The sequence below is a fragment of the Ardenticatenales bacterium genome (genome assembly GCA_020634515.1).
In the GTDB taxonomy this organism is placed as follows: domain Bacteria; phylum Chloroflexota; class Anaerolineae; order Promineifilales; family Promineifilaceae; genus JAGVTM01.
The window spans coordinates 147668-165770 of the sequence record JACKBL010000010.1 but is presented as its reverse complement, the minus strand read 5'-3'; the positions used below and the strand labels follow the sequence as shown (position 1 = coordinate 165770).

The following is an 18103-nucleotide window of genomic DNA, read 5'->3' as shown; positions in this document are numbered from 1 at the left end:
GCCTGGTTAATCGGAGTGAATCATGTCAGCAAAAAGCGGAATAATTGAAATAACAGGGGCAGATGTAGAGGCCGCGATTGCGCGTGGAATTGCGCAGCTCGGCGTCAGCCGCGAACAGGTGACTATTGAGGTTTTGGACGAAGGGAGTCGGGGGCTATTAGGACTAGGGCGACGTGACGCGCACGTGCGGTTGCGGCTGAAGACGCCGCAAGCTGCCGCGGTTCCCCAGCCGCCCAAAGCAGCGCCTACGCCCAAGGCAGCGCCTACGCCCAAACCGCCGCCTCCCCCCGCGCCGGCGAGACAGACCCCAGCGCCAGCGCCGCTTCCCGTCATGGAGGAGGACGAGGGAGAGGATGCGGAGGACGACACCATCGTCGCGATGGATTCGGATGAGATGTTGCAGGGTGAGGCAGAGGCCGCCGCGCAGATCTGGCAGACGCTGCTGCGCAAGTTGCAGGTTGAGGCAACAATCGAAACGCACCTCTCGGAACCTGATGACGTGACTGGGCATCGCGTGAACATCATTGATTTGCGTGGACGCGACCTGCGCGCCTTGATCGGCTCGCGTGGCGAGACGCTTGATGCCATGCAGTACATCACGCGCCTGATGACGGCCCATCAACTCAAGCGGCGCGTTAACTTTGTTGTGGACGTGGAGGGATTCCGCGAGCGACGCGCCCAGGCGCTGGCCCGTCTGGCGGAGCGCATGGCGCGCAAAGCCCTGAAACGGGGTCGCCCCGTCACTTTGGAGCCAATGTCGCCCAGTGAGCGGCGTGCGATTCATATGGCGCTGCGCGATTTCGATGGGGTCTACACGGAAAGCACCGGCGAGGGTAGAGGCCGGCGCGTCCGCATTTTGCTAGAGAAATAGAAAAAGACGCAAAAACAGAAGCGACGCACGTTTGACGCGCGTCGCTTGTTTCTGTGATTGGGTGCGACGTATTGTTACAATGCGTCGCACTTTTTTGTTGCTACAGGGCAACTACTTACTCTCTCTGGAGAGAGAAAATTGGTCCAATCTGCCCTGGCAGTTACGCTACAGGTAGCCCAGTTCATGGGCCGCGTATTTCAACTCATCGCGGAACTTGGGGTGAGCCACGTTGATCAATTCTTGGGCGCGCTGGCGTACACTTTTGCCGTAGAGCGAGGCGACGCCAAACTCCGTGACCACGTAATGCACGTCGTTGCGCGTGGTGACGACACCCGCGCCTTGCTTGAGCATGGGCACGATGCGGGTGAGAGTATCATCCTTCGCGGTGGCCATGCAGGCGATGATGGGTAGCCCGCCTTTGGAGCGGGCCGCGCCACGGATGAAGTCCACCTGTCCGCCCGCGCCGCTGTAGATTTTGGGGCCAATCGAGTCCGCGCAGACCTGCCCGGTCAGGTCTACTTCCAGGGCGGAATTGATGGCGACCATTTTTTCATTGCGGGCGATGTTGAAGGGGTCGTTGACGTAGTCGGTGGGGTGGAGTTCAATGATCGGGTTGTTATCCACAAACTCATAAAGGCGATTGGTTCCAAAGAGGAAGCCGACGATGATTTTGCCCGGATGGAAGTTCTTGCGGGCGCAGGTGATGATGCCGGAGTCTACGGCATCGACGACGCCATCGGAGAACAGTTCCGTGTGGATGCCCAGGTCTTTGTGGTGGGTGAGATTTTTCAGAACGGCGTCGGGGATGCTGCCGATACCCATTTGCAGCGTGGCGCCGTCGGGGATCATGCCGGCAATATGCTCGCCCACCTGCATATGTAACGTTGAACTGCCTCCTTGCGGCGCTTCCGGCAGGGGGTAATCCACCTCCACAATGTGGTGTAGGCGGCTGACGTGAATAAAGCTATCTCCCAGGCAGCGGGGCATTTGCCGATTGATTTCGGCCACAATGACGCGCGCTGATTCGGCGGCAGGCTTCGTCGTGCCCACTTCCACGCCAAAGCTGCAGAAGCCATGCTCGTCCGGCGGGGAGAGGGAGATCAGGGCTACGTCTATCGGTAGCTGCCCGTTGCGGAACAGCCCCGGAATCTCCGAAAGGAACACGGGCGTGAAGTCGGCGCGCCCTTGCTGCACGGCTTTGCGTACATTGTGGCCAATGAAGAGCGCATTGACGCGAAACGCATCATTGTATTCCGGCTTGACATAAGGGGCGTCGGCGAAGGTGAGAATGTGCGTGATTTCGACGTCGCGCAGTTCGTCGGCGCGACGAACCATGGCATCAATTAGCACTTTGGGCACGCCCGCGCCTCCGCCAAGATAGATACGGCTTCCCGAGCGAATACGCGCCACGGCGTTGTCAGCATCGGTGACTTTGCGGCGGTATATTTCTTCCCATTTCATGATCGCGTCCTTCCTATGGGCCGATAGCCAGATAAATCGACTTCCACCGGTTTACCCAGGGCGGTAGCCAGGTCCACGTTAGCCAATTTGCCTTCGTAGATGTTTACGCCGTCGAGCAGGGCGGGCGCCTCTGCGAACACGTTGGGCAGCCCATATTCTCCGATTTTCAAGAGAAAGGGGAGCGCGGCATTGGTGATGGCGTAGCTGGTTGTGCGGGACACCGAGGCGGTCAGGTTCGGGACGCAGTAATGAATGGTCTCCTCCACGACAAAGGTGGGGACGCGCAGGGTCGTCGGGCGACTGGTTTCGACGCAGCCGCCCTGGTCGATGGAGAAGTCAATGATCACGGAGCCGGGGCGCATTTGCCGCACCATTTGCCGGGTAATGAGGATGGGAGCGCGGCGACCGGGGGTGAGGATGCAGCCGACGAGGACGTCGGCGAAGTCCACCACCCGCCCCAAGGTGTATTCGTTGGAGAGCATGGTGGTGATTTTGCCGGCAAGCAGCTCATCCAAATGCTGCAATTTGCGTAAATCCTGGTCCAGCACCGTCACCTGGGCCCCCAATCCCAGGAAAGCGCGGGCGGCGTTTAATCCCAGCGTGCCCGCGCCGAGGATGACGACCGCCGCCGGCGGTACGCCGGGAATGCCGCTGAGCAGCGTACCGCGACCGCCGTTGGTACTCATCAGGAGTTGCCCGGCGATGACGGGCGCGAGGCGGCCGGCAATTTCGCTCATGGGGTAGAGTATGGGGCGGAATCCATCGCTTTCGCCGATCATTTCGAAGGCAACGGCTGTTATTTCCCGCTCAACCAACGCCTGGTAGAGGTCGGGAGAGGCAACCGGCAGGTGGAAGAAGGAGAGGATGGTCTGTCCGTGACGAAACAATGCGTGTTCTTGCGCGGTGGGGCGCGTGACTTTTACCAGCACGTCCGCGCGCCCATAGGCTTCGGCGGCGGAGTAGACGATTCTGGCTCCTGAGCGCAGATAGTGGATGTCGCTGAAGCCTGCGCCCGCGCCCGCGTCGCGCTCTATGTAGACGGTGTGGCCTGCCTGGACGAGGGCCAACACGCCGGCGGGGGTCAGGCCGACGCGCATTTCCAGGTCGCGTACTTCTTTGGGAACGCCAAATTCCATGTTTATTCCTCTTTGAGGGATGTCGTATGCCGGCATTCCGGCTACGATTGCCACTCCTGAGCTACCATGCGGAAGATGTCGGATTCGGTGATGATGCCTACGATGATGCCGGCATTATCTACCACCGGAAGCCCGCTCACTTTATGCGTCATCATGATATGTGCCGCTTCGCCCACGGTGGCATCTTGCCCCACGGTCTGCGGCGCTTCCGTCATAATCTCGGCGATGGGCAAACGGCTGAGCAAGTAGTTTAGCTCCCAGATGCTCAGGGACGTGGCATTGGAAGGTTCCGCCTCGCGCACGTCGCCCAGGGTGACAATGCCTACCAGTTTGCCATTGTCCAAAACGGGCAGGCGGCGAATGCGGTTCTCCGTCATCAACCGGTGCGCGTCAGGTAGCGCTGTGTCCGGGCTGATTGTGATAACATTGCTGTTCATCCAGTTCTTGACAAGTTCTTGTTTCATGGTCTTTCCTCGGAAAGTGGTGTGGGGAGCCGCGTGCCGGCATTGCAAAGGCTTTGACGCAGGCGCGAGCAAAAACGGGTGAAGAAGCGCCCCGCCATCCCTGGCAGGGGGCACAACATCGCCCGCGAAGGGGGTTGTTGTTGATTTGCTGGTTCATGTCTCCCCGTTGGCCTGGAGCAGCCTGGAGGTTGCGCGAAGGCCATTGCCGGGCCGTGGAGATTGGTTCAACCGGGTGGGCTGAACCAATCTGAGCCAATCAATCGAAGGGTCTTACATGTCCGCCTCATCCCGAAGTTCGCTGCGTAGGAACAGCAGCGCCAGGATAAACATGATCGTGACGTTGACCGCCGATACAACGCAGTAACGACAGATAGCGTGAATGACGAATACTTCCAGGGCCGTCAGACCCAGTGAGAAGAGAAGCGCAAGCCCCGTCAGGCTGAGAAGCAACGGGGCCAGGTTTTCTTGCAGCCAGGGCCACCAATCTTTCAGCCAGGTGACGAGGAAAATGCCGGCATACCCCAGCAAGCCAATCAACGCGACGGGAATAGGGCCGATGGAGGCATACGGTGCACCCGGTCCGCTGACCTTGCCGCAATCCTCAATACCGCTGACCGGACAAACGGCAATGAGGTTGCCGCTGTGGTAAAGCAGCAAGTAGAAGGCGACAAACATACCAAAAACGGACAGGAGTTGAATAAGGCGAGCCTGCCATTGTTCCGTGTACATAGGAGGCTTCCTAGTTCGTGGCGCTTTCTTCAATGCGCTGTTGGAAGACATTCAACGGTTGGTTGCCTTCAACTTTGACGTCGTTGATGAAGAAAGTAGGCGTACCGGAGACGCCGGCCAGCGAGGCGGCGCTGCGGTTGTCGCGCACAATGCCGCGGTATTCCCGCGAGTCCATGCATTGGGTAAATGCATCCATATCCGGTATGCTCACGCTCTGTGCCGCGCTCAAATAACCATCCCGCGTAAAGGCCAACGTCGTGTCTTGCAGCTCAAACAAGGCACGGTGATACTCAAAAAACTTACCCTGGTCGCCCGCGCACATCGCCGCTTCCGCCGCCGGCTGGCGAATATCGTCCAAAGCAAACGGAACAACAACCCATTTTGCCGTGCCATTGCTCACATATTGTCCTTCCAATGGGGTCGCCTTATCCAGATTGAAGTCGCGGCAGTGGGGACAGCCATAATCGGAGACTTCAACCACGCTAACAGGGGCCTCGCTGGACCCCAATACTTCGCACCGCTCGGGATTGGCTTCACAGTAAGCCGCCAGCGATTGCGTTGGGGGTTCGCGTAGCGCCAGATACAAAGCGCCAAACATGATGACGGCTCCCAGTACGGTTCCGCCCGCAATCATCAGCCAGTTGGTCTTTTTTTTCTGTTGTACACGACGAATGGGTTTTGCTTGCTTTCTCATTATTCTCCTAACAGGTTGGGAATGATGCAGGGCAGAATCTTGTCAGGCAAGCAACTGCCCTGTTTGTGGTCAAGTCTACCTGAACCACAAGCTTTCAAAAATGCTCAAAGTAACGGCTCGCGCCTGACTTTTGTCATTAAGCGGAAGGGATAGAGCGGAAGGAAATACTCTGCGGCAGCCGCGAATGACCATCAAGCTCTTTGGTCAAGCCGAGAGCATTATATCAAAGCGTTTTCAAAGGTGCGACGCACTCCGGCAGTGCGTCGCACCTCTGTTAGAAGGCGTAACTGCCCGCGCTCTTTTGATAATACCAGTGCCGCGTTGGTCGGATAATGGGGGCCTGCATGGTTGGCGTGGGCGTGGGTGTATCCGTCGGCGTCGGGGTGGGTGTGTCCGTCGGCGTCGGGGTAGGCGGCAGCGGCGTAGGCGTATCCGTCGGGGTGGGTGTGTTCGTCGGGGTAGGTGTATCCGTCGGGGTGGACGTGGGTGTGTCCGTCGGCGTCGGGGTGGGTGTGTCCGTCGGGGTGGGCGTGGATGTGTCTGTCGGGGTGGGGGTGACGGTGGGCGTCAACGTGGGCGTGGGCGTGAGGGTGGGGGTGAACGTAGGCGTGACGGTGGGCGTCAACGTGGGCGTTGGCGTCATCGTGGGCGTGGCGGTGTCCGTGGGAGTTGGGGAGGGCGTGGGGGTCGGTTCGGGGTCGGTGAAGCCGAAGTCATGGGTGTGGTCGTTGCTGCCGCTGCCGCCGGTGACCAGGGAAATGCCGATGCTGGAGCCTATGGGAACCCCGTCAGAGTCGATGTGGTCTGGACCGGCGTTGGCGACGGTGGGGATCAGGCCGAAGAGAATGCCGGCAGGCGCGTAGCCCTCAGGCCGGAAATCATTGGCGTCGATCAGGATGACATAGGTTTTGTTGCGCTCGATGCCCGTGGCCCCATTCATGAACACGTTGGCGCGGTTGAATTTGTATTCGCCACTTTCGTCCGTGGTGGTGACGCCCACGATGGTTTGCCGCGCCACGTCGAACAGAACAATGCTTACATTGGCGATTCCCGGTTCGTCTGGGTCTTGCAGGCCATCGCGGTCGGCGTCGTACCAGACGCGGTTGCCCAACTCAATGGGCGCGGGATTACAAAGGGCTTCCAGGTCGCCGAGGCCGTTGGCGTGGCCGAAGGTGGGCAGGTCGTCGGTCAGTCCCGTGCCGCCGTTGGTGTCGTAGATGCGGTAATCGCGGGCGGCGCTGCCGTCAGATGTGTTGAGCCAGCGAATGCCGGCATCCCACGCATTCGACGAGTAGGCGGGTTGCTGCACAAAGGGCACTGGATCGGAAATGCCGGCAATCAGATAGGCCGTGCCCGGCACATACAACACACTCCCCAGTCCCAATTCCGTGCGCGTGGACTGCTGATTATCATTGTAGAAGAACTCACCGCCCGGATTGCCCGGTCCCGTTCCCGGCGGGCTGGGGGACGGACCCAGATCGCCGCAGGCGGCATTGTCCTCCAGCGTCCAGGTTCCATTCACCTGGCAGGCCACCAGGATGTCGCCTGCCGCATCCCCATTGAGCCGCACCTGGCCGCCGTTTGGGGGCTGTGTGTAATAGCCCATCAGGTCGCCAAAGCGGTCGCGGATGCCCAGGAACATGTGGCCCGCGCCATCAAATTCGATGTTGGACAACACGGGTTGTGGATCGTAGGCGGCGAGATAGCCGATGGCCGACCCGTGTGGGTTAACGCTAAAGGAGGTCGTCCACGGCCCCCATTCCGCGTCGGAGCAGTTGTTCTGGAAGTTAAAAACGCAGCCGCGGGGGTAGTTGAGGGGGAAGCCAAGTTCCAGCGTGAAGCCGTTTTCCGGGTGGGCCGGATCGAAGGAGGAGACGTAGGCGTACAGGTCGTTAGGGTCGCCCGTGGTCTGGGCGGTGCAGGTGGAGCCGACGTAGATGCGGCCATCGTGTACGCCGAGGCCAAAATGACGCAGATTGTCGTAGTTGGGTGGTCCGCCCGTATTGCATTGGGGCGGGGCCACGTCGACGGCGTAGCGGGTGACGTTGGCGGCGGTGGGCTGCTGCGGGGGGATGCCTACGTAGACGTTATAGAGCCGCTTGTCGCGCAGGTTTATCAGCCATAGCGATTTGCCGTCTTCGCTGATGTCCATGTCGCCAAAGGCGGTTTTGCCCACGGCATCCCAGGAGGCGGCGTTTTCTCTTTGCCAGTTGGTGCCGATGGGGTGGGGGTTGCTGCCGGCATATCCACCAATCACGTTCAGGTTTGCCAGTAAACTCGCCTGGCCTGTGTCACGATTGATCTGGTAGATGCCGCCCGTATCCCCCGGACCAAAGCCCGCGTGCCGCTTCATGTAGGCGCTGGCGAACAGGGTGTTGCTTTCGCGCTGGTACGCGAGACCATAGACGCTGCCCGTCTGGTATGTTTTCGCTAATGTGGTGTAGGCGGGGTCGTCGTAGGGCAGCGGACCATAGAACTGGACGGCGGCGCGCTGCATGCCGGCACTGTACGGGAAGCTGAGAACGGTATTGCTCATCACTTCCACGCCGCTTTGTCCGCCGACGATGAACTGGGTGGTGGCAATATCCGGGGGTTGTACCTGACAGAATTGTGCCGGCACATTCACCCCCAAATTCACGCTGCATCGCGGACTCGTGACAAAACTGACCGTTGTATTGGAGCCATCGCCCGCCGGCCCCGTCACAAAACCGGGCGGCAAGTCGCTGAACTCCAGGCGCACCTGCTCCCCGTTGGTGATGCCCAACGAGTAATCGCCGTTTGCGTCCGTGACCGTGCTGATGTTGGCTCCCGCTGCATCATACGCCGTGACCGTGATGCCCGCCACCCCCGGCTCCGCTGTTCCCTGGATACCGTTGGCGTTGAAGTCTCGATAGACCGTGCCGGCAAGCACGTCATTGCACGTAGCCACCTGATACACCGCCGTATACGTCGTGTCCGTAATCGGCGCGTAGATGTAGTGGGACATATCGCCCCCATCCGACCAGCCGGCAAATTCATATAGCGTGTTGTCCACCAACTGCGTCGCGTCCGCCGTAATGCGATGTTCAAAGCCGATCAAGGTGTCGCGGGTGAAAGGCGAGGGCAGCACCTCGTTGTCCAACGTTAAAATCAGGCCGGGTGGGTCCGTTGCCAGCGTGATATTCACCTTGTCCGGGTCGATAATGACCGATTCCTGCGTGGCGATGCCGTCCGCGTCCGTCACCGTCAACTCAATGCGGAAGGCGGTGTAGTCGAAGAAGGAGTGACCATCGTAGGGCACGATGAAGGAGGCCGTGGTCACGCCGTTGATCGGGCCTTCCACCGGGTGGACATGTCCTTCGTGCAGGAAGGTGACGTTCCAGGAGAAGTTCTCCGCCGTAATGATGCCGTCGCTGTCCGTAGCCGTGCCCGTAAACGTGATCACCTCATTGGCGCGGAACAGCGAATGGGGCGCGGGCATGTCAATCGTCACCACAGGCGCGCTGCCGATCAGAATCTCGACGGGATCGGAGAGGGCGACGTTTGTGCCATCATACACGGCCACGCGCGCTTCGTAGACACCTTTCTCGGTGTAGGTGTGCGTGGTCGTGGGCACGTTTACGGTTGTTCCGTCTCCCAGGTTCCAACTATAGGTCAGGGGATCTCCTTCGGGATCATAGGCCGTGACGCCAAAATCGACGGTGAGGGGAGCGGTAATAGCCTGTGTTGGTCCCACGTTTAGATCGGTGATCACGGGGACCTGGTTGCCTAATACGTAGGAAAGTTTGTGTACTTTGCCGGCAGTTGGACTATTGACGCCGATATTGCCCAAACTGAGGCCGATGTCTACGTAATAAATGGCCCCATCCGGCCCCATTTTCATGTCCACAATGTCCCCATACGGCCCATCCAGCGATCCATCGTATGGTTCAAAGGGGAGTTCGCCCAGGATGTTGCCCTGATCGTCCATGGAGAGGTAACGAATCCAGTTTTGCGCGTAGTCAGCAAAGAAGTAGGCGCCGCGGAACTCTTCGGGAAATTGCGTGCCGCGATAAACGAAACCGCCCGTAATGGAGGCGTCGCGGGCGACCGTTTCGCCGGGGGGGAAGTGGGAATAAGTGAAGATGGGATGAATCGTATCCGGTTCGTTGGGGCAGCTTCCCTCGCATAAGGGCCAGCCGTAATTCGCGCCGACCTGCCCCAGATTTAGCTCCTCAAAGGCGGTGGCAGCCACGTTGCCGCCAACGTCGCCGATGTACAGTCGCCCGGTGAGTTCGTCAAAACTGATGCGGAATGGGTTACGCAAACCACGTGCCCACACTTCGTCGCAGTTCCCTCCTGGGCCATCATTAAATGGGTTGTCCGGGGGAATGGAGTAGTTGACGATTGTGCCCGTGCCGGGATCGTAGCAATCGGGGGCGCTGTTCCCCGGTGTCAGGGGATCCAGGTCGATGCGCAGAATTTTGCCGCGTAGAGTGTCCAGCCGCTGCGAGGTGTGGAAAGGGCCGGGGAGGTTGTCGTGATGGTCGCCCGTGGAAATGTAGAAGTAGCCATCAGGACCAAACGCCAGACCGCCGCCCAGGTGGGCGCGGCCCCGGTCTGATTTGTCCTCCCAGATGATGAGTTCGCTGCCTGGATCGGCTGTATTGCCCACTACGGTGAAACGGGAAACGCGGTCACGCTGGGGGGCGAGAGCGGAGTAGAAGAGGTAGATGTAGCCGTTGCTGCTGAAATCGGGATCAACGAGAATGGTGATGACGCCCTGACCACCCGTGATCAGGTTCGGATCAACGTTGTCCAGGATGAGCAGGGGTTGGGGATCAACAACGACCGCGCCGGGTTGTAGGATGAGGACTTTGCCGGCACGTTCCACAATAAACATGCGTCCGTCCGGCGTGAAGTCCAGCGAAGTGGGTTCAACCAGCCCCGTCAGCAACGTTTGCCCATAAAACCCGGGCGGCGGATTGGCCGAAGCATCCATCCGCAAAAAGCGATTGGTGAAAACTATCGTTGCCAGCAGAACAACGGTTGATAGAGCAATGAGTTTGACGGCAGGACTGAATATCCTGGTGCGATCAACTAGAACGTCGTTCATCAAGAACCCTCCACAAGGCCTTCTGATATTCCTGGCAGTGTGGTGTGCGCTCCCCACCGGAACGACACCGCGGAAACCAACTCTAGTACAGCACTCTGTACGGGACGACTCGCCGCGCTGGCTTCAAATGCCTGTTTTGCCTTGGGTGTGTTTCATTTCAGTTGACTGTTGCTTGCTGTAGGACAATTCGCTGAATTGTCCTCCGCCGTGAAGGGACAATTTAGGCAAATTGTCCTACGGCGCGGGCAGCCTGAGCAACCCATCTGAAACACACCCTTTGCCATTTCCTATGCGCCATGCGCATGATGCCCGTAATAACGAGAGAATCTTCTGGAGATTGGCCGCGAAAAAACGGAACAAATCCGTCGGGTCCAGGCCCCTGGCGTTTTGGGGCGGTGGTTCCAGCCGGCCCCACATCTGGGGTTTGGCTGAAACCTCGACGCCGATCACCACATATGGATTTCGCCAGACCCGAGGCAGGTCATGAAGACCTCTCAGATTTCCTATGCGCAGATTATGCGACTATTCAGCCCCAGGGGTATGTGTACCAGGAGAATCTTCCCGGAAACCCGATTTCAAGCCCGAAGCGTCTCGTCATTCAACTCATTACGCATCAAAATCGCTTCCGGGAAGGTGGTCGTGAATAGTCACCAGATTGTTAGTTCGCCACTCCTCAACACTCATGAAAAATTCCGACCGCAATTGACGGTGCGCCCGGACCTAGAACAGAATTCCATTGAGCAAAGGCAGCGGTGTGATAACGAGAGTGTCGCGAGCAATCAAGGCTACGATTGTAAGCTGTTTGTGTGTTTGTGCAATAGGAATTCGGCGAGAATTCGCGCAAAATGCGTCAACTCAGCACAGCGCGGTAGAGCGCGATCAACTGCGCCGTGACGATTTCCCACGTGTAATGCCGGCGCACGCGGGTCACGGCGGCCTGCCGCGCCGCCGCCACACGTGCCGGATCGTTTATCAGCGTTTGCCACTGATGGCGTAGATCGTCGATATTGCCGGCATCATACGTAAACCCCGCCGCGCCCACCGTTTCTCGATTCGCGGGGATACCGTTCACCAGCACGGCGGCGCCCTGCCCCATGGCTTGCAGCAGCGCCGGGGACGTTCCTTCGATAGCCGACGCGGTCAGATAGAGATAGCAGTGGTGGCAAAGCTGGTGGAAGCCATCGTCGTACACCGTGCCCACGAAGCGCACCCGTTCATCGGCCGCCGCCTGAAGTCGGGCGAAATAGCCTTTGTCGTAGGGATCGTCGCCGACGATCACCAGCGGCATATCACTGCGAACGTGGCGGTAGGCGGTGATGAGTTGATGGGGGCGTTTCTCCGGCGTCAGCCGCCCCACAAAGAGGTGATAGCGTCCCGGTTCTAGCTGAAACCGTCGCAGCCATTCCTGGCCCTCGTTGGGGATGGTTTCCGCGCCGTAAGGGACAAAGACGCTGCCGGCATGGAACTGCTGCCGGTAGAGGTCGCCAATTGCCCGCGAATCGACAATAATGCGGTCGGCGGTGCGCACGGCGAAACGAGCGGCCAGCAGCAAATAGTTGCGCCCCACCACGCCCCACTTGTCGCGCGCCCAATCTTCGGCGTCCACGGATATGACCAGCTTGCGCCCGCCGCGACGCAGCGCGGGAATGGCAAAAGCATTGCCCACGCCATAGAGGTGGACCAGTTGGAAATCCTCGGTGGACATGGCGCGGGCGCAGCGGAGGCTGTGCCCGATGGTGTGTAGAAAGGTGGGTTGGGGGCGGGGCACGTAGCGCAGCCGCACGCCCGCGTAATTGGGGGGATGTGTCTGGAAATGTTGGCTGCGGTTGTAGACGGTGACGGCTATGCCGGCCTGTGCCAGCAGCCGGCTCGTATAGTCCACGCACGTCTCAAACCCACCATAGTGGGCGGGAATGCCGCGAATGCCGAGGATGGCCACGTTCACGCCGGTTGCTCCTGCGGGGTACGCGCCTGGGCAAAGAGCGCCAGCAGCGCGGCCATGTGCGCGGCGGGCGCGTGGCGCTGCCGCACTCGCTGCCGCGCCGCCTCACCCAGGCGTGCCGCCATTGGCGGATCGTGCCACAGGCGGGAGATCGCCGCCACCAGCGCCGCCAGATCGTCCGGCGGGACCAGCAGCCCCGTTTCTTCGTGTGTGACCACTTCCGGCAACCCGCCGATGTCGCTGGCGACTACGGGTACGCCGTGGCTCATGGCCTCCAGCGCGCTCATGCCGAATACCTCGTACCAGCGCGAGGGGATGACGACGGCGCGCGCCGCCGCGTACGCCGCCGCCAGTTCGTCTGGCGTGCGTTGTCCCAGCCAGGTGACGTTTGCCGGGGTATCGTCGGCGCGCCGGCGCAGCGGTCCTGAGCCGGCCAGGCAAAAGGGGATGTGCGGCAACCGCGCCGCCGCCGCCAGGAGTAGTTCGATCCCTTTTTCGGCCACCAGACGCCCGGCAAAGAGGATGGTTGGGTCTGTTCTGGGGGTGGGCGCGGGGCGCGGCGGCTCGATGGCGTGGGGCAGCACGGTGATGCGCGTGGCGGCCCAACCGCCGCGCGTCATCATCTCTTTCATGAACCGGCTGGGGGCGATGAAGCGGTCTACGGCGACGTAGGCCCGCAGGGCGTGGTGCAGCGCCGTCTCCAATGCCGCCAATCCGCTGGCGGGAAGGGATGCGTTGAGGCAGCGATGGCGCAGGGCGTGCCAGGGGTGGGAGCCGACGCAGCGGGTGCAGGGTTGTTGCCGGGTGTAGAGGCGGTAGTTGGGGCAGATGAGTTTGTAGTCGTGCAGGGTGAGGAGGATGGGAATGCCGGCACGACGCAAAACAGCGATAATCGATGGCGACAACTGGTGGTAAACGTTATGCAGATGGGCCACGTCGGGGCGGGTGTGGGCGATGAGGCGGCTGATCTGGCGCGCGGCGGGCGCGGACCAGATCAGGGAGAGAAGCTGTGCCGGCGTGGGTTGGTCGTAACTGATGGTTGGCGTCCAGAAAAGGTGGTAGGGACTGTCCACATTGCGCGGGTGGGTCATACCGAAGGGAATGACCTCATGCCCCGCTTCTTCTAGCCAGCGCCATTCGTTGAAAAAAACTGTTTCGCTGCCACCCACGGGGTGCAGGAATTTGTTGACCAATAGGACGCGCATTGAAAAAGCAGGGGGGAGAATCGTTAATGGGTGAATTGGGGAATTGTTGAATGGCTAACCGGGGTTGAGGAACGCCGTTCCGTTGAGAAACGGCGTTCCTGGCGTAGTTGTGAGGGACTTACAAATTTAGTAGTTTGACCTGGGTGATTGCCGGCACTTTTTCCAACGCATCCAACACCTGAGAAGGGGGCGTCGCGTCCAGATTGATGAAGGAAAGCGCGTCACCGCCCGGTGTAAAGCGTCCCATGCGCCATTCACCGATGTTCACATTGTACGCCGCCAGGATCGTGCCCACCTGGCCGATCACGCCGGGCACGTCACGGTTCCGCAGAATGAGGACCGTGCCCATGGGGTTGGCATCCAGGTGATAATCATCCACCTGAACCAGACGGGGATCGCGCCCGCCAAAGAGGACGCCGGCCAGCGTGCGTTGCCCCACCTCCGTGTGGGCGCGGCAATAAATCAGGTTGGCGTAATCCGTATGGCCCAGACCATGCGATTCGGAAATCGTGATGTCGTGCGTTTCCGCCAGCACCGGCGCATTGACATAGTTGACGGGACCATCTACAAATTGCCGCAGCACGCCCATGAGCAGGGCGGAAGCCACCGGGCGCACCAATTCCTCGCTACGTTCCGCCTGCACTTCCACCTCCAGACGCCGGATAGGGGCGTCGGCCAGGTGGTATTGCAAGACGCCCAGCGTGGTTGCCAGGGCCATGTAGGGGGCCAGTTTCTCGAAGCCTGGTCCTACACTGAAGGGCATGTTCACGGCATTGCGGATGCCATTGCCGCGCAAGGCGTCCAGCACCTGGTCCACCATTTCCACGGCCACGGCTTTTTGTGCTTCTTGCGTGCTGGCTCCCAGGTGTGGGGTGTGCAGCACGTTGGGCAGGCCGATAAGGGGGTGGTCCGGGGGAGGTGGTTCGCTGCTGTACACGTCAATGGCGGCGGCTTTTAGCCTGCCATCACGGAGGGCGGCGGCAAGGGCGGCTTCGTCCACCAGTTTGCCGCGTGCGCCGTTGATGAGGACGGCGCCCTCTTTCATCTGGTCAATGGCCGTGGCGCTGATGATTTGCTGTGTTTCGGCGGTGCTGCTGGCGTGCAGGGTGATGTAGTCCGCCTGGGGCAGCAGGTCTTCCAGGTCCAAGAGGGTCACGTCCATTTCGTGGGCCACGGCTTCGGAGACGTAGGGGTCGTAGGCGATGACGTCCATGCCGAAGGCCTGTGCGCGCCTGGCGACGAGGCGGCCAATATTGCCAAAGCCAATGATGCCCAGGGTTTTGCCGTGGAGTTCCGTGCCGGTGAAGTGGGAGCGTTCCCATTGGCCGGCGAGGAGGGAGGCGTGGGCGGGGGCGATGTGGCGGCTGACGGCGAGCATGAGGGTCATGGCGTGCTCGGCGGTAGCGATGGCATTGGCGCGAGGGGTGTTCATGACGATGATGCCGCGGGCGGTGGCGGTTTTGACGTCGATGTTGTCTACACCAATGCCGGCACGACCGACGACTTTGAGGTTGATGCCGGCATTTAACAAATCCGCATCCACCTTCGTCCCACTACGCACAATGAGCGCGTCGTATGCCGGCATAATCGCCAGCAGGTCCTCCTTGCTGACCCCCGCGCGCAAATCATACGATACATCTTCTGCTTCATTCAGGCGATCAATCCCCGCCTGACCTAATTTATCCGCTATCAAGATACGATACATGGAAGAAATCACCTTTCCCGCAAATACTGGGCCATCGCCGCGAACAGCGTCTCCATGTCCGCCATCCGCAAGTCGCCCATGTGGGCCACGCGGAACGTCTTGTTCTTCAGGCGCGAGCCATACCCGTTGGAGATCGCCATGCCCTGCGTACGCAGGTAGGCATTCAGGGCGCTGATGTCCAGCCCCAGGTTATTGCTCACGCACGTCACCGTCGGCGACTCATAGCCGGGGGTGGCATACAACGTAAAACCCTGCGCCCGTGCCCAGGCAATGGTGTGGTCGCGCATCGCCAGATGGCGGGCAAAACGGTTCTCCATCCCCTCCGCCATCATATCGTCCAACTGGCGGTCCAGGGCAAACAGGAGGGAAACGGCGGGCGTGGCCGGCGTTTGATTTTTGACCAGGTACTTGTGCAGTGTGAGGAAATCAAAGTAGTAGCCGCGATGGGGGATGGTTTTCGCCTTCTCCAGGGCACGCGCCGACACGGAGCAGAATGCCAGACCTGGCGGCAGGGCAAACGCCTTTTGGCTGGCCGTGAGCACCACGTCCAGGTCCCAATCATCCACACGCAGTTCCGCCCCGGAAAGCCCGCTGACGGAATCTACCATGATGGTGATGTCGTCTCCATTCGGCAGGGCGCGTACAGCCTGGGCGATTTCTTTGATAGGACTGGTGACGCCCGTGCTGGTCTCGTTATGTACAATGGTTACGGCGTCGAATTCGCCGGTTGCCAGCCGCTCCGCCACTTGCTCCGGCAAAATAGGCTGCCCCCAGTCCACTTCCAGCACCTCGTTAGGTTTGCCATTGGCTTCCGTTACCTCGCGCCAGCGGTCGCTGAACGCGCCGTTGACGCAGTTGAGCACCTTGCGGCTGACGCAGTTGCGCACCGCGCCCTCCCAAAATCCCGTCCCCGACGAGGCGCTGATGAGGATGGGGTTTTCCGTAAAGAAGACCTGCCCCAATTTGGGGCGGATGCGCCCGATCAGATCGGTGCATTCCGGCATCCGATGCCCGATCATCCATTCGGTCTGCGCATCCAGGATTTCCGGTCGCACCTCAGTGGGGCCGGGGATGAACAGCTTCACATGCTTGTTGGAATTTCTTGTCGAGTTGCTCATTTTGAAACGAAATCGCTCCTGTGTCATAAAGATGCAGCGCCTTAACAAAGGCGGCTCTGTGTTCTGGCGTGGCGGCTCTCTGCATGGCGGCCGGCCCGGCGGCCAGGAGGAGCAGGGGGGCCATGCTCTGGCTGTGAATGAAGGCGGGCGCTTCTTGGCGCACCCGCTCGCGGGCGACGACGCCGCCGAAGCCGACGAAGAGGTCCACGGCGGCGCTGGCGTGCAGGTCGCTGCTGCCATCCCCGATGAGGAGGGAACGCCCACGCTGGCTGCCCAGTAATTCGCGCACGATTTGCGCTTTGCCGTCACTGATGGTGAGGGCGTCTTCGCCGTAGGTGATGTAGCGAGCATCGCCGTTTTCGTTGTGTTGCCACCAATTGCCGGCCAGTTCGTTGTAGAAGACACCCACGGCACGGATGTTTTTTGCCGGCACGCCCAGGAAAATGCCAAATTCGCGCACAGGCTCAATCAGGCCCCCACTGATGATGTACACCTGATGACCCAGCGCTTGCAGCGTGGCGATAACGAGGGCGGCGTCGGCGACGACGTGGCTTTTGTACTGCTGGCGAATAGCCCAAATTTGCTCCCGTGTGGGTTTGATGGCTTGCAGCCGCTTGCGGTAAACGTCTTCTAGCTCTAGTTCGCCATTCATGGCGGCCTCGGTGAGGACTTTGATGCGCCAGCCTTTGCCGGCATTTTCCGCCAGTACGTCGATCCCTTCAATCGTTGTTAACGTCGAATCGCAATCAAAAAAAATGTGTCTAAATGGAGGCCAGCGCATAATGTTTGATGATGCAGTGTATTCGCCAGTTCAGACGAATCATATACAAATCGTATCGCGGCGCATTGTACTGGCAAGCCTGACGGTTGACAAAGTTTGGCGATTTACAGTGCGATCTGGCGCAAGAGGGCGTGCACCGACGCGCCCCCTGCCAGGCAGTTGCCATCTATCAGCCGCCACGGCTCGCCGCGCAGGTTGCTGGTCACCCCGCCCGCTTCCGCAATCAGGAGTTGCCCCGCCGCCATATCCCAGGCATTCAGCCCAAAATTAAAATAGCCATCCAGACGGCCCGCGGCTACCCAGGCCAGCGCCAGCGCCGCCGACCCCGTGGCCCGCACGGAATGCACCAGCGGCGCAAGCTGCTCCAGCAAGCGCAGGATGCCGGCCTGTTTGTGTGGCAGGCGGTTCCAGTCGAAGCACACCAGGGCCGCCGCCGTCTCCTCCAGGGGATAAACGTGAATGGGCTGCCCATTTAGCCGGCAGCCTTGCCCGCGCGCGGCGCTGAATAGCTCATCCCGCACGGGATCGTAAACAGCGCCGCACAGCGGAGCCTGGTCCGCGGCGATGGCCGCAATCGACACACAATACTGCGGCTGCTGGCGACTGTAATTGGAAGTCCCGTCAAGCGGATCAATCACCCAGATGACGGGGCCATCAGCGGGCAGGTCGCCGTCCTTCTCTTCCGTGAGAAAACCATGCTCAGGATAGCGCGCGCGCAAGAAATCGGTGATCAGCTTTTGCGCCGCGAAATCGGCGTCAGTCACCAGGTCTCGCGCCCCTTTGAGTTGAATCTGGCGCGGTTGCGCGAATTTTTCTTGCAGCAACCGCCCCGCCGCGCGGGCAATCTCATCCGTCGCGGTTTGCAGTTCCTGGAGGTAGTCAGCGGTGAACGGAAGTGTGGTCATATGCACGTCATCAGCTAA

13 protein-coding genes are annotated in these 18103 nt (G+C 60.2%); 1 reads left to right on the top strand and 12 read right to left on the bottom strand.

Features of this window, described 5'->3' with window-relative positions; translation table 11 throughout:
- Positions 1–22: 22 nt before the first annotated feature.
- Complete coding sequence (locus H6650_21705; GenBank protein ID MCB8954630.1) at positions 23–871, top strand: Jag N-terminal domain-containing protein; 849 nt, start codon at positions 23–25, stop codon at positions 869–871.
- A 165-nt stretch (positions 872–1036) separates the two neighbouring features.
- Here the strand turns inward: H6650_21705 and H6650_21700 are convergent, their stop codons facing one another.
- The 12 genes from H6650_21700 to H6650_21645 form a co-directional block, all read right to left on the bottom strand.
- Positions 1037–2332: an acetyl-CoA hydrolase/transferase family protein gene (locus H6650_21700; protein MCB8954629.1), complete on the bottom strand. Its 1296-nt coding sequence runs from the start codon at positions 2330–2332 to the stop codon at positions 1037–1039.
- Positions 2329–3468 carry an alanine dehydrogenase gene (gene ald, locus H6650_21695; GenBank protein ID MCB8954628.1) on the bottom strand — a complete coding sequence of 380 codons (1140 nt, stop codon included), beginning with the start codon at positions 3466–3468 and terminating at the stop codon, positions 2329–2331. The genes H6650_21700 and ald overlap by 4 nt, the downstream gene beginning before the upstream one ends.
- A gap of 41 nt (positions 3469–3509) precedes the next feature.
- Complete coding sequence (locus H6650_21690; GenBank protein MCB8954627.1) at positions 3510–3905, bottom strand: CBS domain-containing protein; 396 nt, start codon at positions 3903–3905, stop codon at positions 3510–3512.
- 297 nt (positions 3906–4202) lie between these two features.
- Positions 4203–4661 carry a vitamin K epoxide reductase family protein gene (locus tag H6650_21685; protein ID MCB8954626.1) on the bottom strand — a complete coding sequence of 153 codons (459 nt, stop codon included), beginning with the start codon at positions 4659–4661 and terminating at the stop codon, positions 4203–4205.
- 10 nt (positions 4662–4671) lie between these two features.
- On the bottom strand, positions 4672–5355 hold the full coding sequence (locus H6650_21680) for a DsbA family protein (GenBank protein ID MCB8954625.1): 684 nt from the start codon (positions 5353–5355) through the stop codon (positions 4672–4674).
- A gap of 274 nt (positions 5356–5629) precedes the next feature.
- Complete coding sequence (locus H6650_21675; protein ID MCB8954624.1) at positions 5630–10429, bottom strand: PQQ-dependent sugar dehydrogenase; 4800 nt, start codon at positions 10427–10429, stop codon at positions 5630–5632.
- An 850-nt stretch (positions 10430–11279) separates the two neighbouring features.
- Entirely contained in the window at positions 11280–12374 is a 1095-nt protein-coding gene (locus tag H6650_21670) for a glycosyltransferase (protein MCB8954623.1), read from the bottom strand.
- Positions 12371–13576, bottom strand: a complete 1206-nt coding sequence (locus H6650_21665; GenBank protein ID MCB8954622.1) for a glycosyltransferase family 4 protein — start codon at positions 13574–13576, stop codon at positions 12371–12373. Before H6650_21665 ends, H6650_21670 begins: the two co-directional genes overlap by 4 nt.
- 118 nt (positions 13577–13694) lie before the next feature.
- Positions 13695–15281 (bottom strand): phosphoglycerate dehydrogenase, encoded by a 1587-nt coding sequence (locus tag H6650_21660; GenBank protein MCB8954621.1) that lies wholly within the window; start codon positions 15279–15281, stop codon positions 13695–13697.
- Positions 15282–15289: 8 nt separating this feature from the next.
- On the bottom strand, positions 15290–16399 hold the full coding sequence (locus H6650_21655) for an alanine--glyoxylate aminotransferase family protein (protein MCB8954620.1): 1110 nt from the start codon (positions 16397–16399) through the stop codon (positions 15290–15292).
- Positions 16338–17180, bottom strand: a complete 843-nt coding sequence (locus tag H6650_21650) for an HAD-IB family phosphatase (protein ID MCB8954619.1) — start codon at positions 17178–17180, stop codon at positions 16338–16340. Before H6650_21650 ends, H6650_21655 begins: the two co-directional genes overlap by 62 nt.
- Positions 17181–17284: 104 nt before the next feature.
- Positions 17285–18085 carry an inositol monophosphatase gene (locus H6650_21645; protein ID MCB8954618.1) on the bottom strand — a complete coding sequence of 267 codons (801 nt, stop codon included), beginning with the start codon at positions 18083–18085 and terminating at the stop codon, positions 17285–17287.
- Positions 18086–18103 lie beyond the last annotated feature (18 nt).